Annotated in this window: 23 protein-coding genes; 20 read left to right on the top strand and 3 right to left on the bottom strand. The window is 64.8% G+C overall.

Annotated features, from left to right (window positions below):
* The first annotated feature begins 3 nt into the window (after positions 1-3).
* The 5 genes from fabG (at position 4) to EJE94_RS10990 (ending at position 3,708) form a co-directional block, all read left to right on the top strand.
* Positions 4-744 (top strand): 3-oxoacyl-ACP reductase FabG, encoded by a 741-nt coding sequence (gene fabG / locus EJE94_RS10970; protein WP_121241415.1) that lies wholly within the window; start codon positions 4-6, stop codon positions 742-744.
* Positions 745-805: 61 nt separating this feature from the next.
* Positions 806-1,042: an acyl carrier protein gene (gene acpP / locus EJE94_RS10975; RefSeq protein WP_121241417.1), complete on the top strand. Its 237-nt coding sequence runs from the start codon at positions 806-808 to the stop codon at positions 1,040-1,042.
* A 25-nt stretch (positions 1,043-1,067) separates the two neighbouring features.
* Positions 1,068-2,300: a beta-ketoacyl-ACP synthase II gene (gene fabF, locus EJE94_RS10980; protein WP_121241419.1), complete on the top strand. Its 1,233-nt coding sequence runs from the start codon at positions 1,068-1,070 to the stop codon at positions 2,298-2,300.
* Positions 2,301-2,324: 24 nt separating this feature from the next.
* Positions 2,325-2,729, top strand: a complete 405-nt coding sequence (locus tag EJE94_RS10985) for a protein YgfX (RefSeq protein WP_124962453.1) — start codon at positions 2,325-2,327, stop codon at positions 2,727-2,729.
* Between the two features lie 10 nt (positions 2,730-2,739).
* Entirely contained in the window at positions 2,740-3,708 is a 969-nt protein-coding gene (locus EJE94_RS10990) for a PDC sensor domain-containing protein (RefSeq protein WP_121241423.1), read from the top strand.
* A gap of 3 nt (positions 3,709-3,711) precedes the next feature.
* On the opposite strand, the gene nadB is transcribed toward EJE94_RS10990, so the two are convergent.
* The gene (gene nadB, locus EJE94_RS10995) at positions 3,712-5,280 is read right to left on the bottom strand and encodes an L-aspartate oxidase (RefSeq protein WP_207855939.1); all 1,569 of its coding nucleotides are present in this window, start codon (positions 5,278-5,280) and stop codon (positions 3,712-3,714) included.
* Between the two features lie 198 nt (positions 5,281-5,478).
* Here nadB and rpoE point away from each other — a divergent pair, with 198 nt between their 5' ends.
* From rpoE to nagZ, 15 genes are all read left to right on the top strand, one after another.
* Complete coding sequence (rpoE, locus tag EJE94_RS11000; RefSeq protein WP_121241427.1) at positions 5,479-6,078, top strand: RNA polymerase sigma factor RpoE; 600 nt, start codon at positions 5,479-5,481, stop codon at positions 6,076-6,078.
* Positions 6,079-6,080: 2 nt separating this feature from the next.
* Complete coding sequence (locus EJE94_RS11005) at positions 6,081-6,605, top strand: sigma-E factor negative regulatory protein (protein WP_121241429.1); 525 nt, start codon at positions 6,081-6,083, stop codon at positions 6,603-6,605.
* Positions 6,602-7,579 (top strand): MucB/RseB C-terminal domain-containing protein, encoded by a 978-nt coding sequence (locus EJE94_RS11010; protein ID WP_207855911.1) that lies wholly within the window; start codon positions 6,602-6,604, stop codon positions 7,577-7,579. Before EJE94_RS11005 ends, EJE94_RS11010 begins: the two co-directional genes overlap by 4 nt.
* Positions 7,576-8,049, top strand: coding sequence for a SoxR reducing system RseC family protein (locus EJE94_RS11015; RefSeq protein WP_121241431.1), 474 nt, complete (start codon positions 7,576-7,578; stop codon positions 8,047-8,049). The genes EJE94_RS11010 and EJE94_RS11015 overlap by 4 nt, the downstream gene beginning before the upstream one ends.
* Positions 8,050-8,053: 4 nt before the next feature.
* Positions 8,054-9,478, top strand: coding sequence for a DegQ family serine endoprotease (locus EJE94_RS11020; protein WP_121241433.1), 1,425 nt, complete (start codon positions 8,054-8,056; stop codon positions 9,476-9,478).
* A gap of 4 nt (positions 9,479-9,482) precedes the next feature.
* Positions 9,483-9,713, top strand: coding sequence for a glutaredoxin family protein (locus EJE94_RS11025; RefSeq protein WP_243642591.1), 231 nt, complete (start codon positions 9,483-9,485; stop codon positions 9,711-9,713).
* A 69-nt stretch (positions 9,714-9,782) separates the two neighbouring features.
* The gene (gene lepA / locus EJE94_RS11030) at positions 9,783-11,576 is read left to right on the top strand and encodes a translation elongation factor 4 (RefSeq protein ID WP_121241435.1); all 1,794 of its coding nucleotides are present in this window, start codon (positions 9,783-9,785) and stop codon (positions 11,574-11,576) included.
* A 19-nt stretch (positions 11,577-11,595) separates the two neighbouring features.
* Positions 11,596-12,384, top strand: coding sequence for a signal peptidase I (gene lepB, locus EJE94_RS11035; RefSeq protein ID WP_121241437.1), 789 nt, complete (start codon positions 11,596-11,598; stop codon positions 12,382-12,384).
* Positions 12,385-12,392: 8 nt separating this feature from the next.
* Complete coding sequence (locus EJE94_RS11040; RefSeq protein WP_121241439.1) at positions 12,393-12,749, top strand: DUF4845 domain-containing protein; 357 nt, start codon at positions 12,393-12,395, stop codon at positions 12,747-12,749.
* 5 nt (positions 12,750-12,754) lie between these two features.
* A complete protein-coding gene (gene rnc, locus EJE94_RS11045) occupies positions 12,755-13,420 on the top strand; it encodes a ribonuclease III (protein WP_121241441.1) in 666 nt (221 codons plus the stop codon).
* A 7-nt stretch (positions 13,421-13,427) separates the two neighbouring features.
* On the top strand, positions 13,428-14,318 hold the full coding sequence (era, locus tag EJE94_RS11050; RefSeq protein WP_121241443.1) for a GTPase Era: 891 nt from the start codon (positions 13,428-13,430) through the stop codon (positions 14,316-14,318).
* Positions 14,315-15,031: a DNA repair protein RecO gene (gene recO / locus EJE94_RS11055; RefSeq protein ID WP_121241445.1), complete on the top strand. Its 717-nt coding sequence runs from the start codon at positions 14,315-14,317 to the stop codon at positions 15,029-15,031. Before era ends, recO begins: the two co-directional genes overlap by 4 nt.
* The gene (pdxJ, locus tag EJE94_RS11060) at positions 15,028-15,756 is read left to right on the top strand and encodes a pyridoxine 5'-phosphate synthase (RefSeq protein WP_121241447.1); all 729 of its coding nucleotides are present in this window, start codon (positions 15,028-15,030) and stop codon (positions 15,754-15,756) included. The genes recO and pdxJ overlap by 4 nt, the downstream gene beginning before the upstream one ends.
* Before the next feature lie 10 nt (positions 15,757-15,766).
* The gene (gene acpS / locus EJE94_RS11065) at positions 15,767-16,144 is read left to right on the top strand and encodes a holo-ACP synthase (protein ID WP_121241449.1); all 378 of its coding nucleotides are present in this window, start codon (positions 15,767-15,769) and stop codon (positions 16,142-16,144) included.
* Positions 16,141-17,178 carry a beta-N-acetylhexosaminidase gene (gene nagZ / locus EJE94_RS11070; RefSeq protein WP_121241451.1) on the top strand — a complete coding sequence of 346 codons (1,038 nt, stop codon included), beginning with the start codon at positions 16,141-16,143 and terminating at the stop codon, positions 17,176-17,178. Before acpS ends, nagZ begins: the two co-directional genes overlap by 4 nt.
* Positions 17,179-17,242: 64 nt before the next feature.
* Here the strand turns inward: nagZ and efp are convergent, their stop codons facing one another.
* The gene (gene efp, locus EJE94_RS11075; RefSeq protein ID WP_121241453.1) at positions 17,243-17,803 is read right to left on the bottom strand and encodes an elongation factor P; all 561 of its coding nucleotides are present in this window, start codon (positions 17,801-17,803) and stop codon (positions 17,243-17,245) included.
* Positions 17,804-17,851: 48 nt separating this feature from the next.
* Positions 17,852-18,931, bottom strand: a complete 1,080-nt coding sequence (earP, locus tag EJE94_RS11080) for an elongation factor P maturation arginine rhamnosyltransferase EarP (protein WP_121241456.1) — start codon at positions 18,929-18,931, stop codon at positions 17,852-17,854.
* Between the last annotated feature and the right edge of the window lie 12 nt (positions 18,932-18,943).

Consider the following 18,943-nt stretch of genomic DNA (forward strand, 5'->3'; position numbering starts at 1 on the left):
GCCATGCTCAAGGGACAGATCGCGCTGGTCACCGGCGCCTCGCGCGGCATCGGCCGCGCCATCGCGCTCGAACTCGGTGCCCAGGGCGCCACGGTGATCGGCACCGCGACGTCGGAAGCCGGCGCCGCGGATATCCAGAAGGCGCTGGAAGCAGCCGGTGTCGCCGGCATCGGTGCGGTGCTCAATGTCACCGATGCTGCCTCTTGCGAATCCCTGCTCGGCGAGATCGAGAAGAAATTCGGCGCCGTGTCGGTGCTGGTCAACAACGCCGGCATCACCCGCGACAACCTCGCCATGCGCATGAAGGACGAGGAGTGGGATGCCGTCATCGACACCAACCTCAAGGCGGTGTTCCGCCTCTCCCGGCTGGTGATGCGCCCGATGATGAAGGCCCGCTTCGGCCGCATCATCAACATCACTTCGGTGGTGGCGAGCTCGGGCAATCCCGGGCAGGCCAACTACTGCGCGGCCAAAGCCGGCGTCGAGGGCCTGACGCGTTCGCTGGCGCAGGAACTCGGCAGCCGCAACATCACGGTCAATTGCATCGCGCCCGGCTTCATCGACACGGACATGACCAAGGAAATGCCGGAGGCGCAGCGCAACGGACTGCTGTCGCGCATCCCGGCGGGCCGCGCCGGCCAGCCCGAAGACATCGCGGCCGCCACGGCGTTCCTAGCCAGTTCGCGTGCCGGTTACATCACCGGCAACACGCTACATGTCAACGGCGGAATGTATATGAGCTGATCTCGGTGATTCCGCCGAGTTTGGTAGAATGCAGCAGTTTTTCTCACCACAGGAGCAGGCAATGGAGAACCTCGAACAACGCGTCAAGAAGATCGTCGCCGAGCAGCTGGGCGTCAATGAAGCCGACATCAAGAACGAGTCGTCCTTCGTCGACGATCTGGGCGCGGATTCGCTGGATACCGTCGAGCTGGTGATGGCCCTCGAAGAGGAATTCGAGTGCGAGATTCCGGACGAGGAAGCCGAGAAGATCACCAGCGTTCAGCAGGCTATCGACTACGTCAAGGTTCACCTGAAGTAATCTTCAAACCGCTTGGGAGTGCACCTTGTCGCGCCGTAGAGTCGTCGTCACCGGCCTCGGGATCATTTCCCCGGTCGGCAATACCGTAGCCGAAACCTGGGACAACATCGTCGCTGGCAAGAGCGGCATCGGCCCGATCACGCGTTTCGACCCTGCCGCCTTCAAGGCGCGCATCGCCGGCGAGGTCAAGGGTTTCGACATCACGGCCTATCTCTCGGCCAAGGAAGCCCGCCGTATGGATGTCTTCATCCATTACGGCATGGCCGCCGGCATCCAGGCCATCAAGGATTCCGGCCTGACCGTCACCCCCGAGAACGCCGAGCGCATCGGCGTCAATATCGGTTCCGGCATCGGCGGCCTGCCGATGATCGAGGAGACGCACGACGACTACCTTGCGTCCGGACCGCGCAAGATATCGCCCTTCTTCATCCCGGGCACCATCATCAACATGATCTCGGGCAACCTTTCGATCATGTTCGGTCTCAAGGGCCCCAACCTTGCCGTGGTGACGGCCTGCACGACCGGCCTGCACGCCATCGGTCTGGGCTTGCGCACCATCCAGTACGGCGATGCCGACGTGATGGTCTGCGGCGGCGCCGAATCGACGGTGACGCCGCTCGCCGTCGGCGGCTTCGCCTCGGCGCAGGCACTGTCCACGCGCAACGACGATCCGGCGACGGCCAGCCGTCCGTGGGACACCGGTCGCGACGGCTTCGTCCTCGGCGAGGGCGCCGGCGTGCTGGTGCTGGAAGAGTACGAGCATGCGAAGCAGCGCGGCGCCCGCATCTACGCCGAACTGTCCGGTTTCGGCATGAGCGGCGACGCCTATCACATGACGGCGCCGAGCACCGACGGCCCCTGCCGCAGCATGCAGAACGCGCTGCGCGACGCCGGCATCAACGCCGACGCAGTGCAGTACATCAACGCCCACGGCACTTCCACGCCGCTCGGCGACAAGAACGAGACCGAGGCCATCAAGCTGGCCCTGGGCGATGCCGCAAGGAAGCTGGTCGTTAATTCGACCAAATCGATGACCGGGCACCTGCTCGGCGGCGCCGGCGGCCTCGAATCGGCTCTGACCGTTCTGGCCATCCACCATCAGGTGTCGCCGCCGACGATCAACATCTTCGAGCAGGATCCGGAGTGCGACCTAGACTACTGCGCCAACACGGCGCGGCAGATGAAAATCGATGTTGCCGTCAAGAACAACTTCGGCTTCGGCGGCACCAACGGCACGCTGGTGTTCCGGCGGGTCTGACGAGGCGGGGCAGTGCAGCTGCCCATGACGATCGCCCTGCGCAGTTCGCGCAGTCTCCTGCTGTCGCAGGTGCTTGCGCATCTCGTCGCACTGGGCCTGCTCTGGCCGCTTGCCGTTCCGACGCCATTCAAGGCTCTGCTCGTCGCTGCCATCGTCGCTTCTGCCTGGCGTGGCTTTCATCGCGTGCGGAAGCCCGCCATTGTCGTACTGCATCTCGGCAAGGGCGGGGCACTGGAGGTCGGGACGGCACTCGGCACACGTCTCCCCGCGACAGTCCAGGGGCAAACCACGGTTCTGCCCGGGCTGATCGTCCTGTCGCTGCAATCGGCAAGGCGCACCCCGGCGTTGTCCTTGCCTGTCGATGCGATGGCAGCCGATGATCATCGCCGCTTGCGCCTGTGGTTGAAATGGCAGGTGGCGGTTACATAGCGTGCGTCACATGAGCGACCTGCCCGAAGATACCCTTCAGGAAAGCATTGTCCACCAGCGCAAGGCGTTGATGGGATTGCTGCGCGAGCCGATGCGTCGCCTGGCCGACGATTGCGCGCGGGTCTGGGGAAACCGGCAGGAACTCGACAAGGCGCTGGCCGCGACGCTTGAAAGGCTGCCCTATTGCAAGCATCTTTACGTCGTCGACAACCGCTATGTGCAGATCAGCGACAACGTCGCCCACGGCGGCCTGCTCGAAGGCTACGGTCGCGACCGTTCGGCGCGGCCCTACGTCCAGGGAGTGGCGCCAGGCGCGGCGCTGATGCTTTCCGACGCGTACATCAGCCTCAAGGAACGCCGGCCCTCGCTCACCGCGCTGCAGGTCGTGCGCGACGATACGGGCAAGGTGCTAGGCTACATCGGCGCCTATTTTGGTTTGCGCGATCTGCCGCTGACGCGGACACTCTACGTCGAGCCGCGCCATTGGCGGCAGATCAAGGGCGACCCGTCGATCCGCGGCACCGTGTTTCACCAGAATCGCAGCGACAGCGACATGGACCGCCAGATCGACACCGTGCTCGGCGTCGTCACCGAGCTCATGCTCTACCACGGCATCTTCCACGTGATGCTGCATTTTTCGAGCAGCCGCGCGGTGATCTGGCTCTTCAGCGATCCCTACCGCTACCGCATGCTCGACATTGCGGCGCTGATCGACCCCGACACCTGCCTCGCCTATCCGCGCCAGCCCTATCCTGCCGATGCGCTGATTCCGGCGGAACGCCTGCGCGCGGTGCTCGACAACTTTCGTGCGTTGCGATTGATGGACGAAATGTTCTACCTGCGCTCGGGCACGGTGAATATCTTCAACGGCATCGTCGGCCTGACCTTTTCGTGCGACGGTTCGCACTACATTCCCTACGAAGAATTCCTCGCCATGGACACCGATTTCTGGGTCGGTGCCGGGCAGGGTGGTCGCTGATCGCTACGGCTTCAGCACGGTGTCGCGGGCCCGGTCCAGCGTGGCGGGATAGTCGCGGCTGAAATGCAGCCCGCGGCTTTCCTTACGCCGCTGGGCGCTTCTGACGATGAGGTGGGCAGTGAGCACGAGGTTGCGCAACTCGATCAGGTCGTTACTGACGCGGAAATTGGCATAGTAGTCGTCGATCTCGCGCTCGAGCAGCTTGATGCGGTGCAGTGCACGCTCCAGCCGCTTGTTGGTGCGGACGATGCCGACGTAGTCCCACATGAAGCGGCGCAGTTCGTCCCAATTGTGCGAGATGACGATTTCCTCGTCGGCGTCGGTGACGCGGCTTTCGTCCCATTGCGGCAGCCTCGGTGCCTTGGCCGCCTTCTTGCCGCGAATGTGGCGGGCGGCGGCGTCGGCGAAGACCACGCACTCGAGCAGCGAATTGCTGGCCAGACGGTTCGCGCCGTGCAGGCCGGTGCAGGCCGTCTCGCCGATGGCGTAGAGGCCGGGCAGGTCGGTCCGGGCGTCGAGATCGACCACGACGCCGCCGCAGGTGTAATGCGCGGCCGGCACCACCGGAATCGGCTGGCGCGCGATGTCGATGCCCAGTTCGTGGCAGCGGGCATGAATGTTGGGGAAGTGCTCGCGCAGGAAGGCCTCACCCTTGTGCGTCATGTCGAGGAAGACGCAGTCGACGCCGTGGCGCTTCATCTCGTAGTCGATGGTGCGGGCGACCACGTCGCGCGGCGCCAGCTCTGCGCGCGGGTCGTGGTCCGGCATGAAGCGATGGCCGTCGGGCAGGCGCAGGATGCCGCCCTCGCCGCGCATCGCCTCGGTGATGAGGAAGGACTTGGCGTGGGGGTGGTAGAGGCAGGTCGGGTGGAACTGGATGAACTCCATGTTCGCCACCCGGCAGCCTGCGCGCCAGGCCATGGCGATGCCGTCGCCGGTGGCCGTGTCGGGGTTGGTGGTGTAGAGGTACACCTTGCCGGCGCCGCCGGTGGCGAGCACGGTGTGCGTAGCGCCCAGCGTGAACACCCGCTCGGCCTCGATGTCGAGGACGTAAGCGCCCCAGCAGCGGTCGCGCGCAAGACCCAGCTTGGCGCCGGTGATGAGGTCGACGACGATGTGCTTTTCGAGAATCGTGATGTTCGGGTGAGCCCGCACCTTGCCGGTCAGCGTTTCCTGCACCGCGGCGCCCGTGGCGTCGGCTGCGTGGATGATGCGGCGGTGGCTGTGGCCTCCCTCGCGGGTCAGGTGGAAACCGAAAGCCGAATTGTCGCGGGTGAAGGGCACGCCCTGGTCGATCAGCCAGTCGATAGCCGCGTGGCTGTGTTCGACGACAAAACGCGTCGCCGCCGGATCGCAGAGGCCGCCGCCGGCGGTGTAGGTGTCCTGGATATGGGCTTCGATGGAGTCGGCGCTGTCGAGCACGCCGGCGATGCCGCCCTGCGCCCAAGCCGTCGCGGTATCGTCGAGAGCCCGCTTCGTCACCAGCGCGACGCGGTAGGTGTCCGCCAGGCGCAGGGCCAATGCCTGCCCGGCCAGCCCGCTGCCGATGACGAGAACGTCGAATTGACGCAGGAAGTCCGCTTTCATGCTGTGATCGACTATATCACGGTCGTCGGGAACTAAACCCGCGCCTGCCCTGTCTCTAGGCGCAGATGAAGCCGTGGCGCGGCGATGCCGGTGCAGGCATCGGGTATACTGAAATCGGCTCGCTTGCGGCGGGCCGCATACGGACAAGAACAGGAACCACCTGCACAGGGACATTGCCCGCCCATGGGAGAGCGCGAAGCGGATCAGCTGCTGGTCGAGCGCGTTCAGGCCGGCGACAAGCAGGCTTATGGCCTGCTCGTTACCAAGTACCAGCGCAAGTTGTTGCGGCTGGTCAGCCGGCTGGTACGCGACCCGCACGAAGCGGAGGACGTGGCCCAGGAAGCCTTCGTCAAGGCCTACCGGGCCTTGCCGAATTTCCGCGGCGAGAGTGCGTTCTATACCTGGCTCTATCGCATCGGTGTCAACACCGCCAAGAACTGGCTGGTGGCCCAGGGTCGGCGTGCGCCGACGACCACGGAGGTCGACAGCGAGGAGGCGGAGAATTACGAAGGCGGCGAACTGCTGCGCGACGTCGATACGCCCGAGCGGGTGTTGATGTCGAAGCAGATCGCCGAGACGGTGAACAAGGCGATGGAGGGCCTGCCCGAGGAATTGCGCACGGCGATCACCCTGCGCGAGATCGACGGGCTTTCCTACGAGGAGATCGCGGACGTGATGGATTGTCCCATTGGCACGGTGCGATCGAGGATTTTCAGGGCGCGCGAGGTGATCGCGCAAAAGCTGCGGCCCCTGCTGGACACGGGGCCCGACCGGAGGTGGTGAGGATGAAGAGCGACGTTTCCGCATTGCTCGATGGCGAACTCGGGGCCCACGAAGCCAGGGCGGCCTTTGCCGCGCTGCGCGACGAGGGTGAGCTGCGCCGGGCCTGGGATGAATATCAGACCATCGGCGCCGCGCTGCGCCACGAGGACCAGCTAGGCGCCTGCCTCGCGACGCGCGTGATGGCGGGTTTGGCCCACGATGTCACGGTGCTGGCACCGCGTCCGCCGCGAGCCGATGCCTGGCACAGGCCGCTGCTGGCCCTGGCAGCTTCGGTCGCCGGTGTGGGCGTGGTCGGCTGGGTGGCCTTCTCGGCGCCGGTCGGTCCGGGGCCCATGGTCAAGGCGGCACCGGCCCAGGAGACAGCAATCGCCTCCGTTGCCACAGCCGCGAGCGTGGCACCGTTCGCCCGGAGCGAAATGCAGGATTATCTTGCCGCCCACCAGGCACATATCCCGGCGACGCAGGTTCTGGGCGGAACACAGCATATCCGTACGGTTTCTGTTGTCGGTGGAGGCGAGCGCAGATGATGCGTGCGCATGCCGCTCGCCTGATGCTGCTCGGAGGGCTCTCCCTGCTGCATCCGTTCCTCGCCCACGCCCAGGCCGACGCTATGCAATGGCTGCAGCGCGCCAGCCAGGCGGCGAAGCGGCTCAGCTATACAGGTACTTTCGTCTATCAAAGCGGCAGCATTAACGAGACCTCGCGCATCACTCATCTGGTCGACGCGGCCGGCGAAGCCGAGCGCCTCGAGGTCCTCGACGGCAGCCCGCGCGAAGTGGTGCGCATCAATGATGAGGTGCAGTGCTTCCTGTCGGAAACGCGCACGGTCATCGTCGAACGGCGGCCCGGTGGACACAGCTTCCCGGCCTTGCTGCCGGCCAGCTTCGGCGGCGGCATCGGCGAGAACTATGTCGTGAAGAAGGGTGCCGCCGGTCGCGTGGCAGGGCTGGAGACGCAGGCGATATCGATCGAACCGCGCGACGAACTGCGCTACGGCCATCAATGGTGGGTCGATACCCAGTCCGGTCTGCTGGTCAAGGCCAGCCGCATCGGCGAACGCGGCGAGCCGCTCGAAACCTTCGCCTTTACCGAACTGCGGATCGGCGGGCCGATCGATCGCGAGGCGATCAAGCCGGCGGCCCGCATGAAAACCCAGGATTGGCGCGTGCACCAGTCGGTAACCACCGAGAACAAGGCCGACGACGGCGCCTGGAATTTCCGCGCGCTACCCGCCGGCTTTCGCAAGATATCCGGCATGAAACGCCAGGCCCGCGCCGATGCGCCACCGGGGATGCACTGGGTGTTTTCCGACGGCCTCGCGGCCGTCTCCGTATTCATCGACCCGCTGGGCGAAACGCCGGCGGAGACGGGGTTCTTCAAGATGGGAGCGCTCAACGTTTACAAGCGACTCCTCGGCGAGCATCTCATCGTAGTCTTGGGCGACGTGCCTCCGGTCACCCTCAGGCGGCTCGGGGATGGCATCGAGGGCCGCCGGAAATGACTGTCGCCGACAGCGCAAGCGGGAATGTCAGTTCCGGCATCGTGACGCGCCTAGAGGGTGACTTCGCCTGGGTCGAGGTCGTCAACGGCGGCAGCTGCGGTAGCTGCAAGTCCCAGGGTGGCTGCGGCAGCGGCCTGTTGGGATCGACCGCGTCGCCCCGTCAGTACCGGCTCCTGAACGACGTGGGTGCGCGACCCGGCGACACCGTCACCATCACGATGCCCGACGGCGGCGTGATCAAGGCGGCACTGTTGAGCTACCTGCTACCGCTGATGTTGGGTATCGCCGGCGCTGCGGCCGGGATGCGGCTGGGAGGCGCCGATGCCTATGCCCTGATCGGCTTGGGACTCGGCCTCGGCATTGGCCTGCTGGTGGTCAGACGCGCTTCACTGCGACGGGAACCCTGGCCGCGCATTTCGCTCCAATCGCAGGTCATTCGTTTACAACCCCGTCTTCACGAGGAATCCTGACGCCATGAAACGCCTGTTGCTTTCCTTCTGGTTGCTCTGTCTCGCCGGCCTGGCTTTCGCCCAGAGCAGTGCCCTTCCCGACTTCGCCGACCTCGCCGAAAAGCAGGGCCCGGTCGTGGTGAACATCAGCACGACGCAGATCATTCGCGGCAACCGCCTCGGCATGCCGCAGTTCCCCTTCGACGAGGACGATCCGGCGTTCGAACTGTTCAAGCGTTTCATCCCGCGCCACCCGCAGGTGCCGCGCGACTTCGAGAACAAGTCGCTGGGTTCGGGCTTCGTGATCAGCGCCGATGGCTACATCCTCACCAACGCCCACGTCGTCGATGGCGCCGACGAGGTCGTCGTCAAGCTGACCGACAAGCGCGAATTCAAGGCCAAGGTGATCGGCAGCGACAAGCGCACCGACGTGGCCCTGATCAAGATCGAGGCCAGCGGCCTGCCCGTCGCCCGACTCGGCGACACCACGCGGCTGCGCGTCGGTGAGTGGGTCGCCGCCATCGGTTCGCCCTTCGGCTTCGAGAACACCGTCACCGCCGGCATCGTCAGCGCCAAGGGCCGATCGCTGCCGCAGGAGAACTACGTTCCCTTCATCCAGACCGATGTCGCCATCAACCCCGGCAATTCGGGCGGCCCGTTGTTCAACATGAAAGGCGAGGTCATCGGCATCAATTCGCAGATTTTCAGCCGCTCGGGCGGCTATCAGGGTATCGCCTTCGCCATTCCGATCGATGTGGCGATGGACGTACAGGCGCAGCTCAAGTCCGGCGGCAAGGTCAGTCGTGGCCGCCTCGGCGTGACCATCCAGGAGGTCAGCAAGGAACTGGCCGAGTCCTTCGGTCTCACCAAGCCCGGTGGCGCGCTCGTCACGGCGGTGGAAAAGGGTTCGCCGGCGGAGAAGGCCGGCATCGAAACCGGCGACGTCATTCTCAAGTTCGAGGGCAAGGTGGTGAATTCGTCGGGTGACCTGCCGCGCATGGTCGGTTCGACCAAGCCGGGTACCAGGAGCACGGTGCAGGTCTGGCGCAAGGGTGCCACCAGGGACATCACCATATCCGTCGGCGAGATGTCGGAGGAGAAGCTTGCCGGCAAGGCGCCGCGCGGCAAGGGTGGCAAGGCGACCGAGCCGGCCGTCTCGAACAAGCTCGGCCTCGTGCTGTCCGAGCCGTCGGCCGAGCAGCGCAAGCAGCTGGGCGTGAGTCACGGTCTCGTCGTCGAGGATGTCCGCAACGGCGGAGCGCGGACGGATCTGCGACCCGGCGACGTGATCCTGGCTCTGGTCAGCAAGGGCGTCCATACCGAGATCAATGCGGTCGAGCAGTTCAACGGCCTGTTGGCCAAGTTCGACAAGAACTCCACGATCACTCTGCTGGTCAGGCGCGGCGAGGCACAGACATTTATCACCATCAAGGGGGTCGGCGATAAGTAAGCTGGTGCTTTACGGCCGTGGATACTGCCATCTCTGCCACGACATGCTCGCCGCGCTGGAGGACCTGCGCGGCGAGCATGCCTTCGAGGTCGAGGTGATCGACATCGACGCCGACCCGGCGCTGGAATCGAAATATAACGATTTCGTGCCCGTGCTCGAAGCCGATGGCATCGAGCTTTGCCACTATTTTCTCGATGCCGCGAAAGTGCGCGAGTACTTGAGCGGGCACCCCTGAAATCCGCTAGAATTCAGCCCTCGCAAGCTGCCCCAAGGTGCTGAAACGGCACCTTTTTTGTTTGTCCCGATGGACCATATCCGCAACTTTTCCATTATTGCCCACATCGACCACGGCAAATCGACCCTGGCCGATCGCATCATCCAGCGCTGCGGTGGACTCTCGGACCGTGAAATGGAAGCCCAGGTGCTCGATTCGATGGATCTCGAGCGCGAGCGCGGCATCACCATCAAGGCGCAGACCGCATCGCTGCAGTACAAGGCGAGGGACGGCAAGGTCTACAACCTCAACCTGATCGACACCCCGGGCCACGTCGATTTTTCCTACGAGGTCTCGCGTAGCCTGTCGGCCTGCGAAGGTGCGCTGCTGGTGGTCGACGCCTCGCAGGGCGTCGAGGCCCAGACCGTGGCGAATTGCTACACGGCGATCGAATTGGGCGTCGATGTGGTGCCCGTGCTGAACAAGATCGATTTGCCGGCGGCCGACCCCGACAACGCGCGCCAGGAAATCGAGGACGTGATCGGCATCGATGCGACCGACGCGATATTGTGCTCGGCGAAATCCGGCCTGGGTGTCGATGATGTGCTGGAAGCTGTCATCAGCCGCATCCCTCCGCCCAAGGGGGACCCCGCTGCGCCCCTGAAGGCGCTGATCATCGACTCCTGGTTCGACAACTATGTAGGCGTGGTCATGCTGGTGCGCGTCATCGACGGCGTGGTGCGTGCCAAGGACCGGATACTGCTGATGTCGACCGGTTCCACGCACCTGTGCGAACAGGTCGGTGTGTTCACACCCAAGTCGCTGGCGCGGAGCGAATTGCGGGCCGGCGAGGTCGGCTTCGTCATCTCCGGCATCAAGGAACTCCATGCCGCCAAGGTTGGCGACACCGTGACCACGGTTGACCGTCGCGCGGCTGCGCCGCTGGCGGGGTTCAAGGAAATCAAGCCGCAGGTCTTTGCCGGCCTCTACCCGATCGAAGCCAATCAGTACGATGGATTGCGCGATTCGCTGGAAAAGCTGCATCTGAACGATGCGTCGCTGCAATACGAGCCGGAAGTCTCGCAGGCGCTCGGCTTCGGCTTTCGCTGCGGCTTTCTCGGCCTGCTGCACATGGAGATCGTGCAGGAACGGCTGGAGCGCGAATTCGATCAGGATCTGATCACCACGGCACCCACGGTGGTCTATGAGGTGCTGATGCGCGACGGCACGCTGATCCAAGTGGAGAATCCTTCCAAACTGCCCGAAACGCAGAAGGTGGAGGAGATTCGCGAGCCGATCATCACCACCAAGATATTCGTGCCTCAGGACTATCTCGGTGCGGTCATCACCCTGTGCGAAAGCAAGCGCGGCTCGCAGGTGAATATGGCCTACCACGGCCGCCAGGTTCAGCTCACCTACGAGATGCCGATGGCGGAAGTGGTGATGGATTTCTTCGACAAGCTCAAGTCGGTGTCGCGCGGCTACGCCTCGCTCGACTACGAGTTCAAGGAATACCGCGCCGCCGACGTCGTCAAGCTCGACGTGCTGATCAACGGCGAGAAGGTCGATGCCCTGTCGGTGATCGTGCATCGCGCCAACGCGCCGTATCGTGGCCGCGAGCTGGCGGCCAAGATGCGCGAGCTGATCCCGCGCCAGATGTACGACGTCGCCATCCAGGCCGCCATTGGTTCGACCATCGTCGCCCGCGAGAACGTCAAGGCCATGCGCAAGGACGTGCTGGCCAAGTGCTACGGCGGCGACATCACACGCAAGAAGAAGCTGCTGGAGAAGCAGAAGGCCGGCAAGAAGCGCATGAAACAGGTCGGCCGTGTCGAGATCCCGCAGGATGCCTTCCTCGCCGTTCTGAGAGTCGGCGACAAGTAGCGACAAGCAAGGAAACCCCGTGAACTTCGCCCTGATCCTGTTTTTGTTGACCATCGCCACCGGCGTGCTGTGGCTGGCCGATCGCTACGTCTTCCGCAAGAAACGTTTGCCCGATGCCAAGGAGCCGGTCTGGGTCGAGTACGGCGCCAGCTTCTTCCCGGTGATCCTCATCGTATTCTTCCTGCGCTCCTTTCTGGCCGAGCCGTTCAAGATTCCCTCGGGCTCGATGATCCCGACGCTGCTGGTCGGCGACTTCATCCTGGTCAACAAATACACCTACGGCATCCGCCTGCCGGTCATCAACAAGAAGATCGTCGAGCTGAACTCGCCGCAGCGCGGGGACGTCGTCGTCTTCCGTTATCCGGTCGATCCCTCGCTCGACTACATCAAGCGCATTGTCGGCCTCCCCGGCGACAAGGTCGCCTGGCAGAACAAGCGGCTCACCATCAACGGCCAGCCGATGGCGATCAAGCGCGGCGGCGACTATCTCGACAAGGAGCGCCTCTTCTATACGCCTCGCTATATCGAGCAGCTTGGCCCGGTGGCGCACGACACGCTGATCGAGGACGATGCGCCGCCATTCATCTCGCATGCCCTGGCGTTCCCGTTCCGCGACAAATGTATCTACAATAGCGAGGGCGTCATATGCGAGGTTCCGCCGGGGCACTACTTCGCCATGGGCGACAACCGCGACAACTCCCAGGACAGCAGGGTCTGGGGTTTCGTTCCGGACGAGAACCTGGTCGGCAAGGCCTTCTTCATCTGGTTCAACTTCAGCGATCTCAAGCGCATCGGTTCATTCAAGTAGGGGACAGCATGAAAAGGCAACGTGGCGTCAGTCTTTCCGGCCTGTTGATGGGAATCGCGATCATCATTCCGGCTGCCCTATTGGGCATGAAAGTCACGCCGTCGGTGATCGAGTACTACAAGATTCTCAAAGCGGCGAAGACGGTCGGGAAGGACAGCGCATTGCAGAGTGCCAGCGTCCCCGACATTCGCAAGGCGTTCGACAAGCACGCAGAAATCGACAACTTCAAGAAGATTACCTCTCAGGACATCGAAGTCACCAAGGAAGGAGGACAACTCGTTGTTTCCTTCGCCTATCAGGACAAGATCCCTCTGTTTGCCAACGTCAGTCTGGTCATGGATTACGAGGGCAGTTCGCTCAAGTGAGTCATATGGGTCGTCTTGAAACGGCCCTGGGGCATCAGTTCGGCAATGCCGATCTGCTGCGGCAGGCACTGACCCACCGCAGTCATAGTTCGCCGCACAACGAACGGCTCGAGTTCCTTGGCGACGCGGTGCTCAATTGCGTCGTCGCGTCCCTCTTGTACCGGCGATTCGGCGATCTCCGTGAAGGGGATCTGTCACGGCAGCGCGCCAATCTGGTGCGGCAGGAGGCGCTGGCACAGGTCGCGCAAGGTCTGAGCCTGGGCGACCATCTGCGCTTGGGCGAGGGGGAACTGAAGAGCGGAGGCTTCCGCCGCCCCTCTATCCTGGCAGACGCCCTCGAGGCCATCATCGGTGCCATCTTTCTCGACGCCGGATTCGACGCGGCCCGTTCCGTGATCGAGCGGCTGCTGAGTTCGCTGCTCGAGCAACTCGACCCAAGTGACTCCGGCAAGGATCCGAAGACGGCCCTTCAGGAGTTTCTCCAGGCGCAGCGGCAACCGTTGCCGCAATATGCGCTGCTGACCACGCGTGGCGAGGCCCATGCGCAGGAGTTCGAGATCGAGTGCGCCATTGCCTCACTCGGCGTTCGTGCGCTGGGCATCGGCAGCAGCCGGCGCGCCGCGGAGCAGGCCGCGGCCCGCGAGGCCTTGCGCCTGCTGTCGGGGAAGTAATGCGGTCATGAGCGAAACGAGCTTTCGTTGCGGCACGCTGGCCGTGATCGGCCGGCCCAATGTCGGCAAGTCCACCCTGACCAACCGACTCGTCGGCGCCAAGGTCAGCATCACCTCGAAGAAGGCGCAGACGACGCGCCACCGCATTCACGGCATCCTCACCACCGACGCCTGCCAGTACATCTTCGTCGATACGCCCGGTTTCCAGACGGCGCACCGCAACGCGCTCAACCGCATCATGAACCGCAGCGTGACCCAGGCGCTGGCGGACGTGGACGTCGTGCTGTTCGTCATCGAGGCAGGGCGCTGGGGGCCGGGCGAGAAGGAAATCCTCAGGTTGCTGCCGTCCGACCGCAAGGTGCTGCTGGTGATCAACAAGATCGACCGATTGGCCGACAAGTCGCGCCTGCTGCCCTTTATCGACAGCGTCAGCCGCGAATACGACTTCGCCGAAATCATTCCCCTGAGCGCCGAGAAGGGGCACGGAACCGCCGAACTGCTGGCGACGGCCGGGAAGTACCTGCCGGAGTCGCCGCCATTCTTCGACGCCGACGACATCACCGACCGTTCAGAACGCTTTCTCGCCGCAGAACTGCTGCGCGAAAAGCTGTTCCGCAACCTCGGCGAAGAGTTGCCCTACGGCCTGACAGTCGAGATCGAGAAGTTCGAGGAGGAGGGCGCCTTGCGCCGCATCTATGCCGCCATCGTCGTCGACCGCGAGGGTTACAAGGCCATCGTCATCGGCAAGGGCGGCGAACGCCTCAAGCGCATCTCGAGCGATGCTCGCGCCGACATGGAGCGCCTCTTCGGTGGCAAGGTCTGGCTCGAGACCTGGGTCAAGGTCAAGGGCGGCTGGGCCGACGACGAACGCGCGCTGAAGTCGCTGGGCTACGAATGACCGTGCGTCAGCGGGTCGACGGCGCACAGGCCTTCCTCCTGCACGCCCACCCCTATAGCGAGACCAGCCTGATCATCGACGTGTTTGCGCGCGACCATGGCCGCTTGGCGCTGCTGGCGCGTGGCGCCAGGCGTCCACGTTCGGCCCTGCGCGGCGTCCTGCTCGCCTTCCAGCCGCTGGAACTCGGCTGGCACGGCGGCGGCGAGGTCAAGACCCTGGCCAAGGCCGAATGGATGGGCGGGCTGCCGTTGCCGAGCGGCCGCAGCCTGCTGCTCGGCTATTACCTGAATGAGCTGCTGCTCAAGCTGCTGCCGCGCGAGGATGCCCATCCGGCGCTGTTCGACATCTACGCGGCGACGCTGGGCGTTCTGGCGACCGATGCCGATGTCAGCGAACTGCGCCGCTTCGAGAAGGCGCTGCTGCGGGAACTCGGTTATGGGCTGAGCCTGGAGCGTGATGCCGTCAGCGGCCAGCCCCTGCGGCCCGAGGAGCGCTACGTCTATCAGATCGAGCGCGGCGCCGTTGCGGCGGGCGAGAGCAGCGAGGCGATCACTTATCGCGGCAAGACCCTGCTCGACATTGCCGTCGACGACTATCGCGATCCGCGAACGGCGGTCGAAAGCAAGCAACTGATGCGACAATTGTTCGGCCATTATCTCGGTGGCCAGGCGCTGCAGTCTCGGCGCGTCTTCATGGAGTTGAACGAGCTGTGATCGAACTCGGTGTCAATATCGACCACGTCGCGACCCTGCGCCAGGCTCGCGGCACTGCCTACCCGGATCCAATCCAGGCCGCCTTGCTGGCCGAGCAGGCCGGCGCAGACGCGATCACGCTGCATTTGCGCGAGGACAGGCGGCACATCCAGGACCGTGACGTCGAGGTCCTGCGCGGCCGCCTGACGACGCGGATGAATCTCGAGTGCGCCGTCACCGATGAAATGATCGAAATCGCCTGCCGCATTCGTCCGCACGATGCCTGCCTTGTGCCGGAAAAGCGCGAGGAATTGACGACCGAGGGGGGGCTCGAGGTCGCCGGGGCCTTCGAGCGCGTGCGGCATGCGACGCAGCGGTTGGCGTTGGCCGGTGTCCGCGTTTCGCTTTTCATCGACGCCGATCCGGCGCAGATCGAGGCCGCAAAGGAGGTCGGCGCGCCGGTGATCGAAATTCACACGGGGCACTACGCCGACCTGGCCGGTGAGGCCGCAGCGCACGAACTCGAACGCATCCGCGCGGCCGTGGTGCGCGGTACCCGCATCGGCCTCAAGGTCAATGCCGGCCACGGCCTCAACTTCGCCAATGTCGGGCCGATCGCCGCGATGCCCGAGATCGCCGAGCTCAACATCGGCCATGCCCTCGTCGCCGACGCCATCTTCATGGGCTGGCAGAACGCCATCCGCGAGATGAAGCGGCTCATGCTCGAGGCGCGGCAGCGCGGATGAGGTCAAGGCCGTGATCTTCGGCATCGGCACCGACATCGTCGCCGTCGCGCGCATGGCCGACCTGTGGGCGAGTCACGGCGAGCGGGCGCTGGAGAAGCTGCTGGGGCCCGGCGAGCGCGCGGCCTGCCGCGCGGCCGGCGATCCGGCCCGCTTCCTCGCCAAGCGCTTCGCCGCCAAGGAGGCGCTGGGCAAGGCCTGCGGCATCGGCATCCGTGCGCCGGTGCTGCTGCCCCGCATGGAGATCACTCATGACGCCGCCGGCAAACCGCATTTCGTCTTCCTGCCGCCGCTCGCCTCTTGGATGCAGGAGCGCGGCCTGACTGCCCACCTTTCGATCAGCGACGAGGCGGATGCCGCCGTCGCCTTCGTCATACTGGAGCAACGATGACACCTCTCGGACCCCTGATGATCGACATCGCCGGCAAGGCGCTGACGGAACTCGACCGCAGCCGCATGCGCGATTCCCGTGTCGGTGGCGTGATCCTGTTCACCCGCAACTACGACTCGCCGGAACAGCTACAGGGGTTGTGCGAGGAGATCCACGCGCTGCGCCAACCGCGATTGCTGATCGCGATCGATCACGAGGGTGGCCGGGTGCAGCGCTTCCGCGAGGGCTTCGCCGCCTTGCCGGCGATGCATGCGCTGGGCGAATGGTGGGACAAGATGCCGCGGGCGGCGGTCGAATCGGCGCGCGCGATCGGCTACCTGCTCGCCGCCGAACTGCGTGCGCGCGGCGTCGATCTGTCATTCACGCCCGTGCTCGACCTCGACTGGGGCACGAGCGGCGTGATCGGCAATCGCGCCTTCCATCGCGATCCCGCGGCGGTGATCGCACTCGCCGGCGGCCTGATCGCCGGCATGCGCGATGCCGGCATGGCCTGTTGCGGCAAGCACTTTCCCGGCCATGGCTGGGTGACCGCCGACTCGCATGTCGCCATTCCCGTCGACGAGCGCACGCTCGAGGAGATGGCGCCCGACCTCGAGCCCTATCGCCGGCTCAAGCTCGACGCCGTGATGCCGGCGCACGTGATCTATCCCAAGGTCGATGCGCGGCCGGCCGGGTTTTCGCCGGTGTGGATCGCCAAGCTGCGCAAGGAGTTCGGCTTCGACGGCGTGATCTTCAGCGACGACCTGTCGATGGAGGGCGCCAGCGTGGCCGGCGGCATCGTCGAGCGCGTTGAGGCCGCAGCGAGCGCCGGCGTCGACATGCTGCTGGTCTGCAACGCGCCGGACAAGGTCGGCGAAGTGCTGGAGCGCTGGCAGCCGGTGGCGGACCCCGTGCGGGCGGCGCGGATCGCCCGGCTGCTGCCGGATAAGCCGGCCATGGCCTGGGCCGACCTGCGCGACGACATCACCTGCCGCGCCGGCCACCAGGTCATTGCGCGCCTGGCCGGCATCGTGCCCGGCCCGGGGCTGGGCTAGGAACTCGCCGCAGAAATGCAAAGGGGCGGCCGCAGCCGCCCCTCGTGTCGCCAGGCCTTGTGGCTTACTTGACGCGGTTCTTGTACTCGCCGGTGCGGGTGTCGATCTCGATCTTGTCGCCGGTGGCGACGAAGATCGGAACCATCACTTCGAGACCACTGGGTTTGATGCGGGCGGGCTTCAGCACCTTGCCGGAAGTGTCGCCCTTGACGGCGGGCTCGGTGTATTCGACTTCGCGCACGACGCTGTTCGGCATCTCGACGGAAATCGCCTTGCCGTCGTAGAACACGACCTCGACCGGCATGCCATCGTCAAGATAGCTGACGGCATCGCCCATGTTCTCGGCCTCGACCTCGTACTGGTTGTAGTCGGCGTCCACGAACACGTACATCGGGTCGGCGAAGTAGGAATAGGTGCATTCCTTGCGCTCGGGCACGACCTGCTCGAACTTGTCGTCGGCCTTGTAGACGGCCTCGGAGTTGTTGCCGGTGAGCAAGTTCTTGAACTTCATCTTGACCACGGCCGAACTGCGGCCACCCTTGTTGTACTCGGCTTTCTGGATCACCAGCGGGTCGTTACCGACCATGATGACGTTGCCGACGCGGAGTTCCTGAGCGGTTTTCATGGTGTGTTGCCTCGGTTCCCCCAAGGGGGCAAATTGGAAAACCGCGCATTATATTCGGGTTTCGCAGAATTCCGCCAGGTTTCCGGCCAAGTCGCCCTGATTCCGCAACTGCGCCGCCCAGGTTCGAGCATGGGTCGCCAGTGCCGGCAGCACGGCGCGGAACGCCGGCCAGGCAGCGCCCGCATCACCCATGCCATTCCATGACCGCCAGAATTGCGCCACGCCTGAAGACGTTGGCCCGTCGAGTCCTTCGCTGTACAGATTGAGGAAGGCATCGAGCTTGCCGTGATGGACATTGTCGGCCTGCGGATATATCTGCCAGGCGAAAGGCCGCTCGGCCCACTGCGCCCGCACGAAGGAGTCCTCGCCACGGACGAAATTGACGTCGCAGCCGGCGAGCACGGCATCGTATTCCGGCTGGGCCACGAAAGGCAGGGCACACAGCCTCAGGCTGCCGCACCTCGCTTCTGCGCCGGCAGCGAACGCTGCGCCGAGCCAGGCTTCGACCTGGCGGCGCGGCAGGCCTTCGGCCACGCGGCATTCCAGCGGTTCCTTGCCGGCGGCCCAGGCGTCGAGCAGGCGGGGCAGGGCCGGGTTGTCGTAGCAGAACAGCGAGATGGTCAGGGGACTTCGAAAAGTCGGCGCTGGCGGCACGGTGAGAGAGCGTTCGCGGATCAGGCCGCCGGTGCCGGCAGTGAAGCCGGGAAAGAAGAAATGCTTGATCAGCGGCAGGCGTGGATGCGGCGAACCAAGGCCGTGGCAGCCGGTGACCCAAGCCTCGGCCGAGAGGTATTCGAGGTTGATCCACACCGGTGGCCGCGTCTGCCCGGCCATGGCGGTCGCGTAAGCGGGCGGCAGTTCGCAGGCGAAGGCCTCGATCACCACCTGCGCCGGCGTTGTGGCGGGGAACGTCGCGTTCCAGCGGCGGATTTCCACGCCATCGACCGTCTGTTGTTCCTGCAGCGGATCGATACCCGGCCGCAACAACGCCAGCGGCGCCGTGTCGTCGATCCACAGCCGCATCGTCCAGCCACGCTCTGCCGCGAGCTGGCGGGCGAGCCGCCAGCAGACGCCGGCATCGCCGAGATTGTCGACGACGGCGCAGAAGAGATCGCAGGAAACGGGCATGCGGTATCCTAG

The organism is Sulfurisoma sediminicola, assembly GCF_003865015.1.
Lineage (GTDB): Bacteria > Pseudomonadota > Gammaproteobacteria > Burkholderiales > Rhodocyclaceae > Sulfurisoma > Sulfurisoma sediminicola.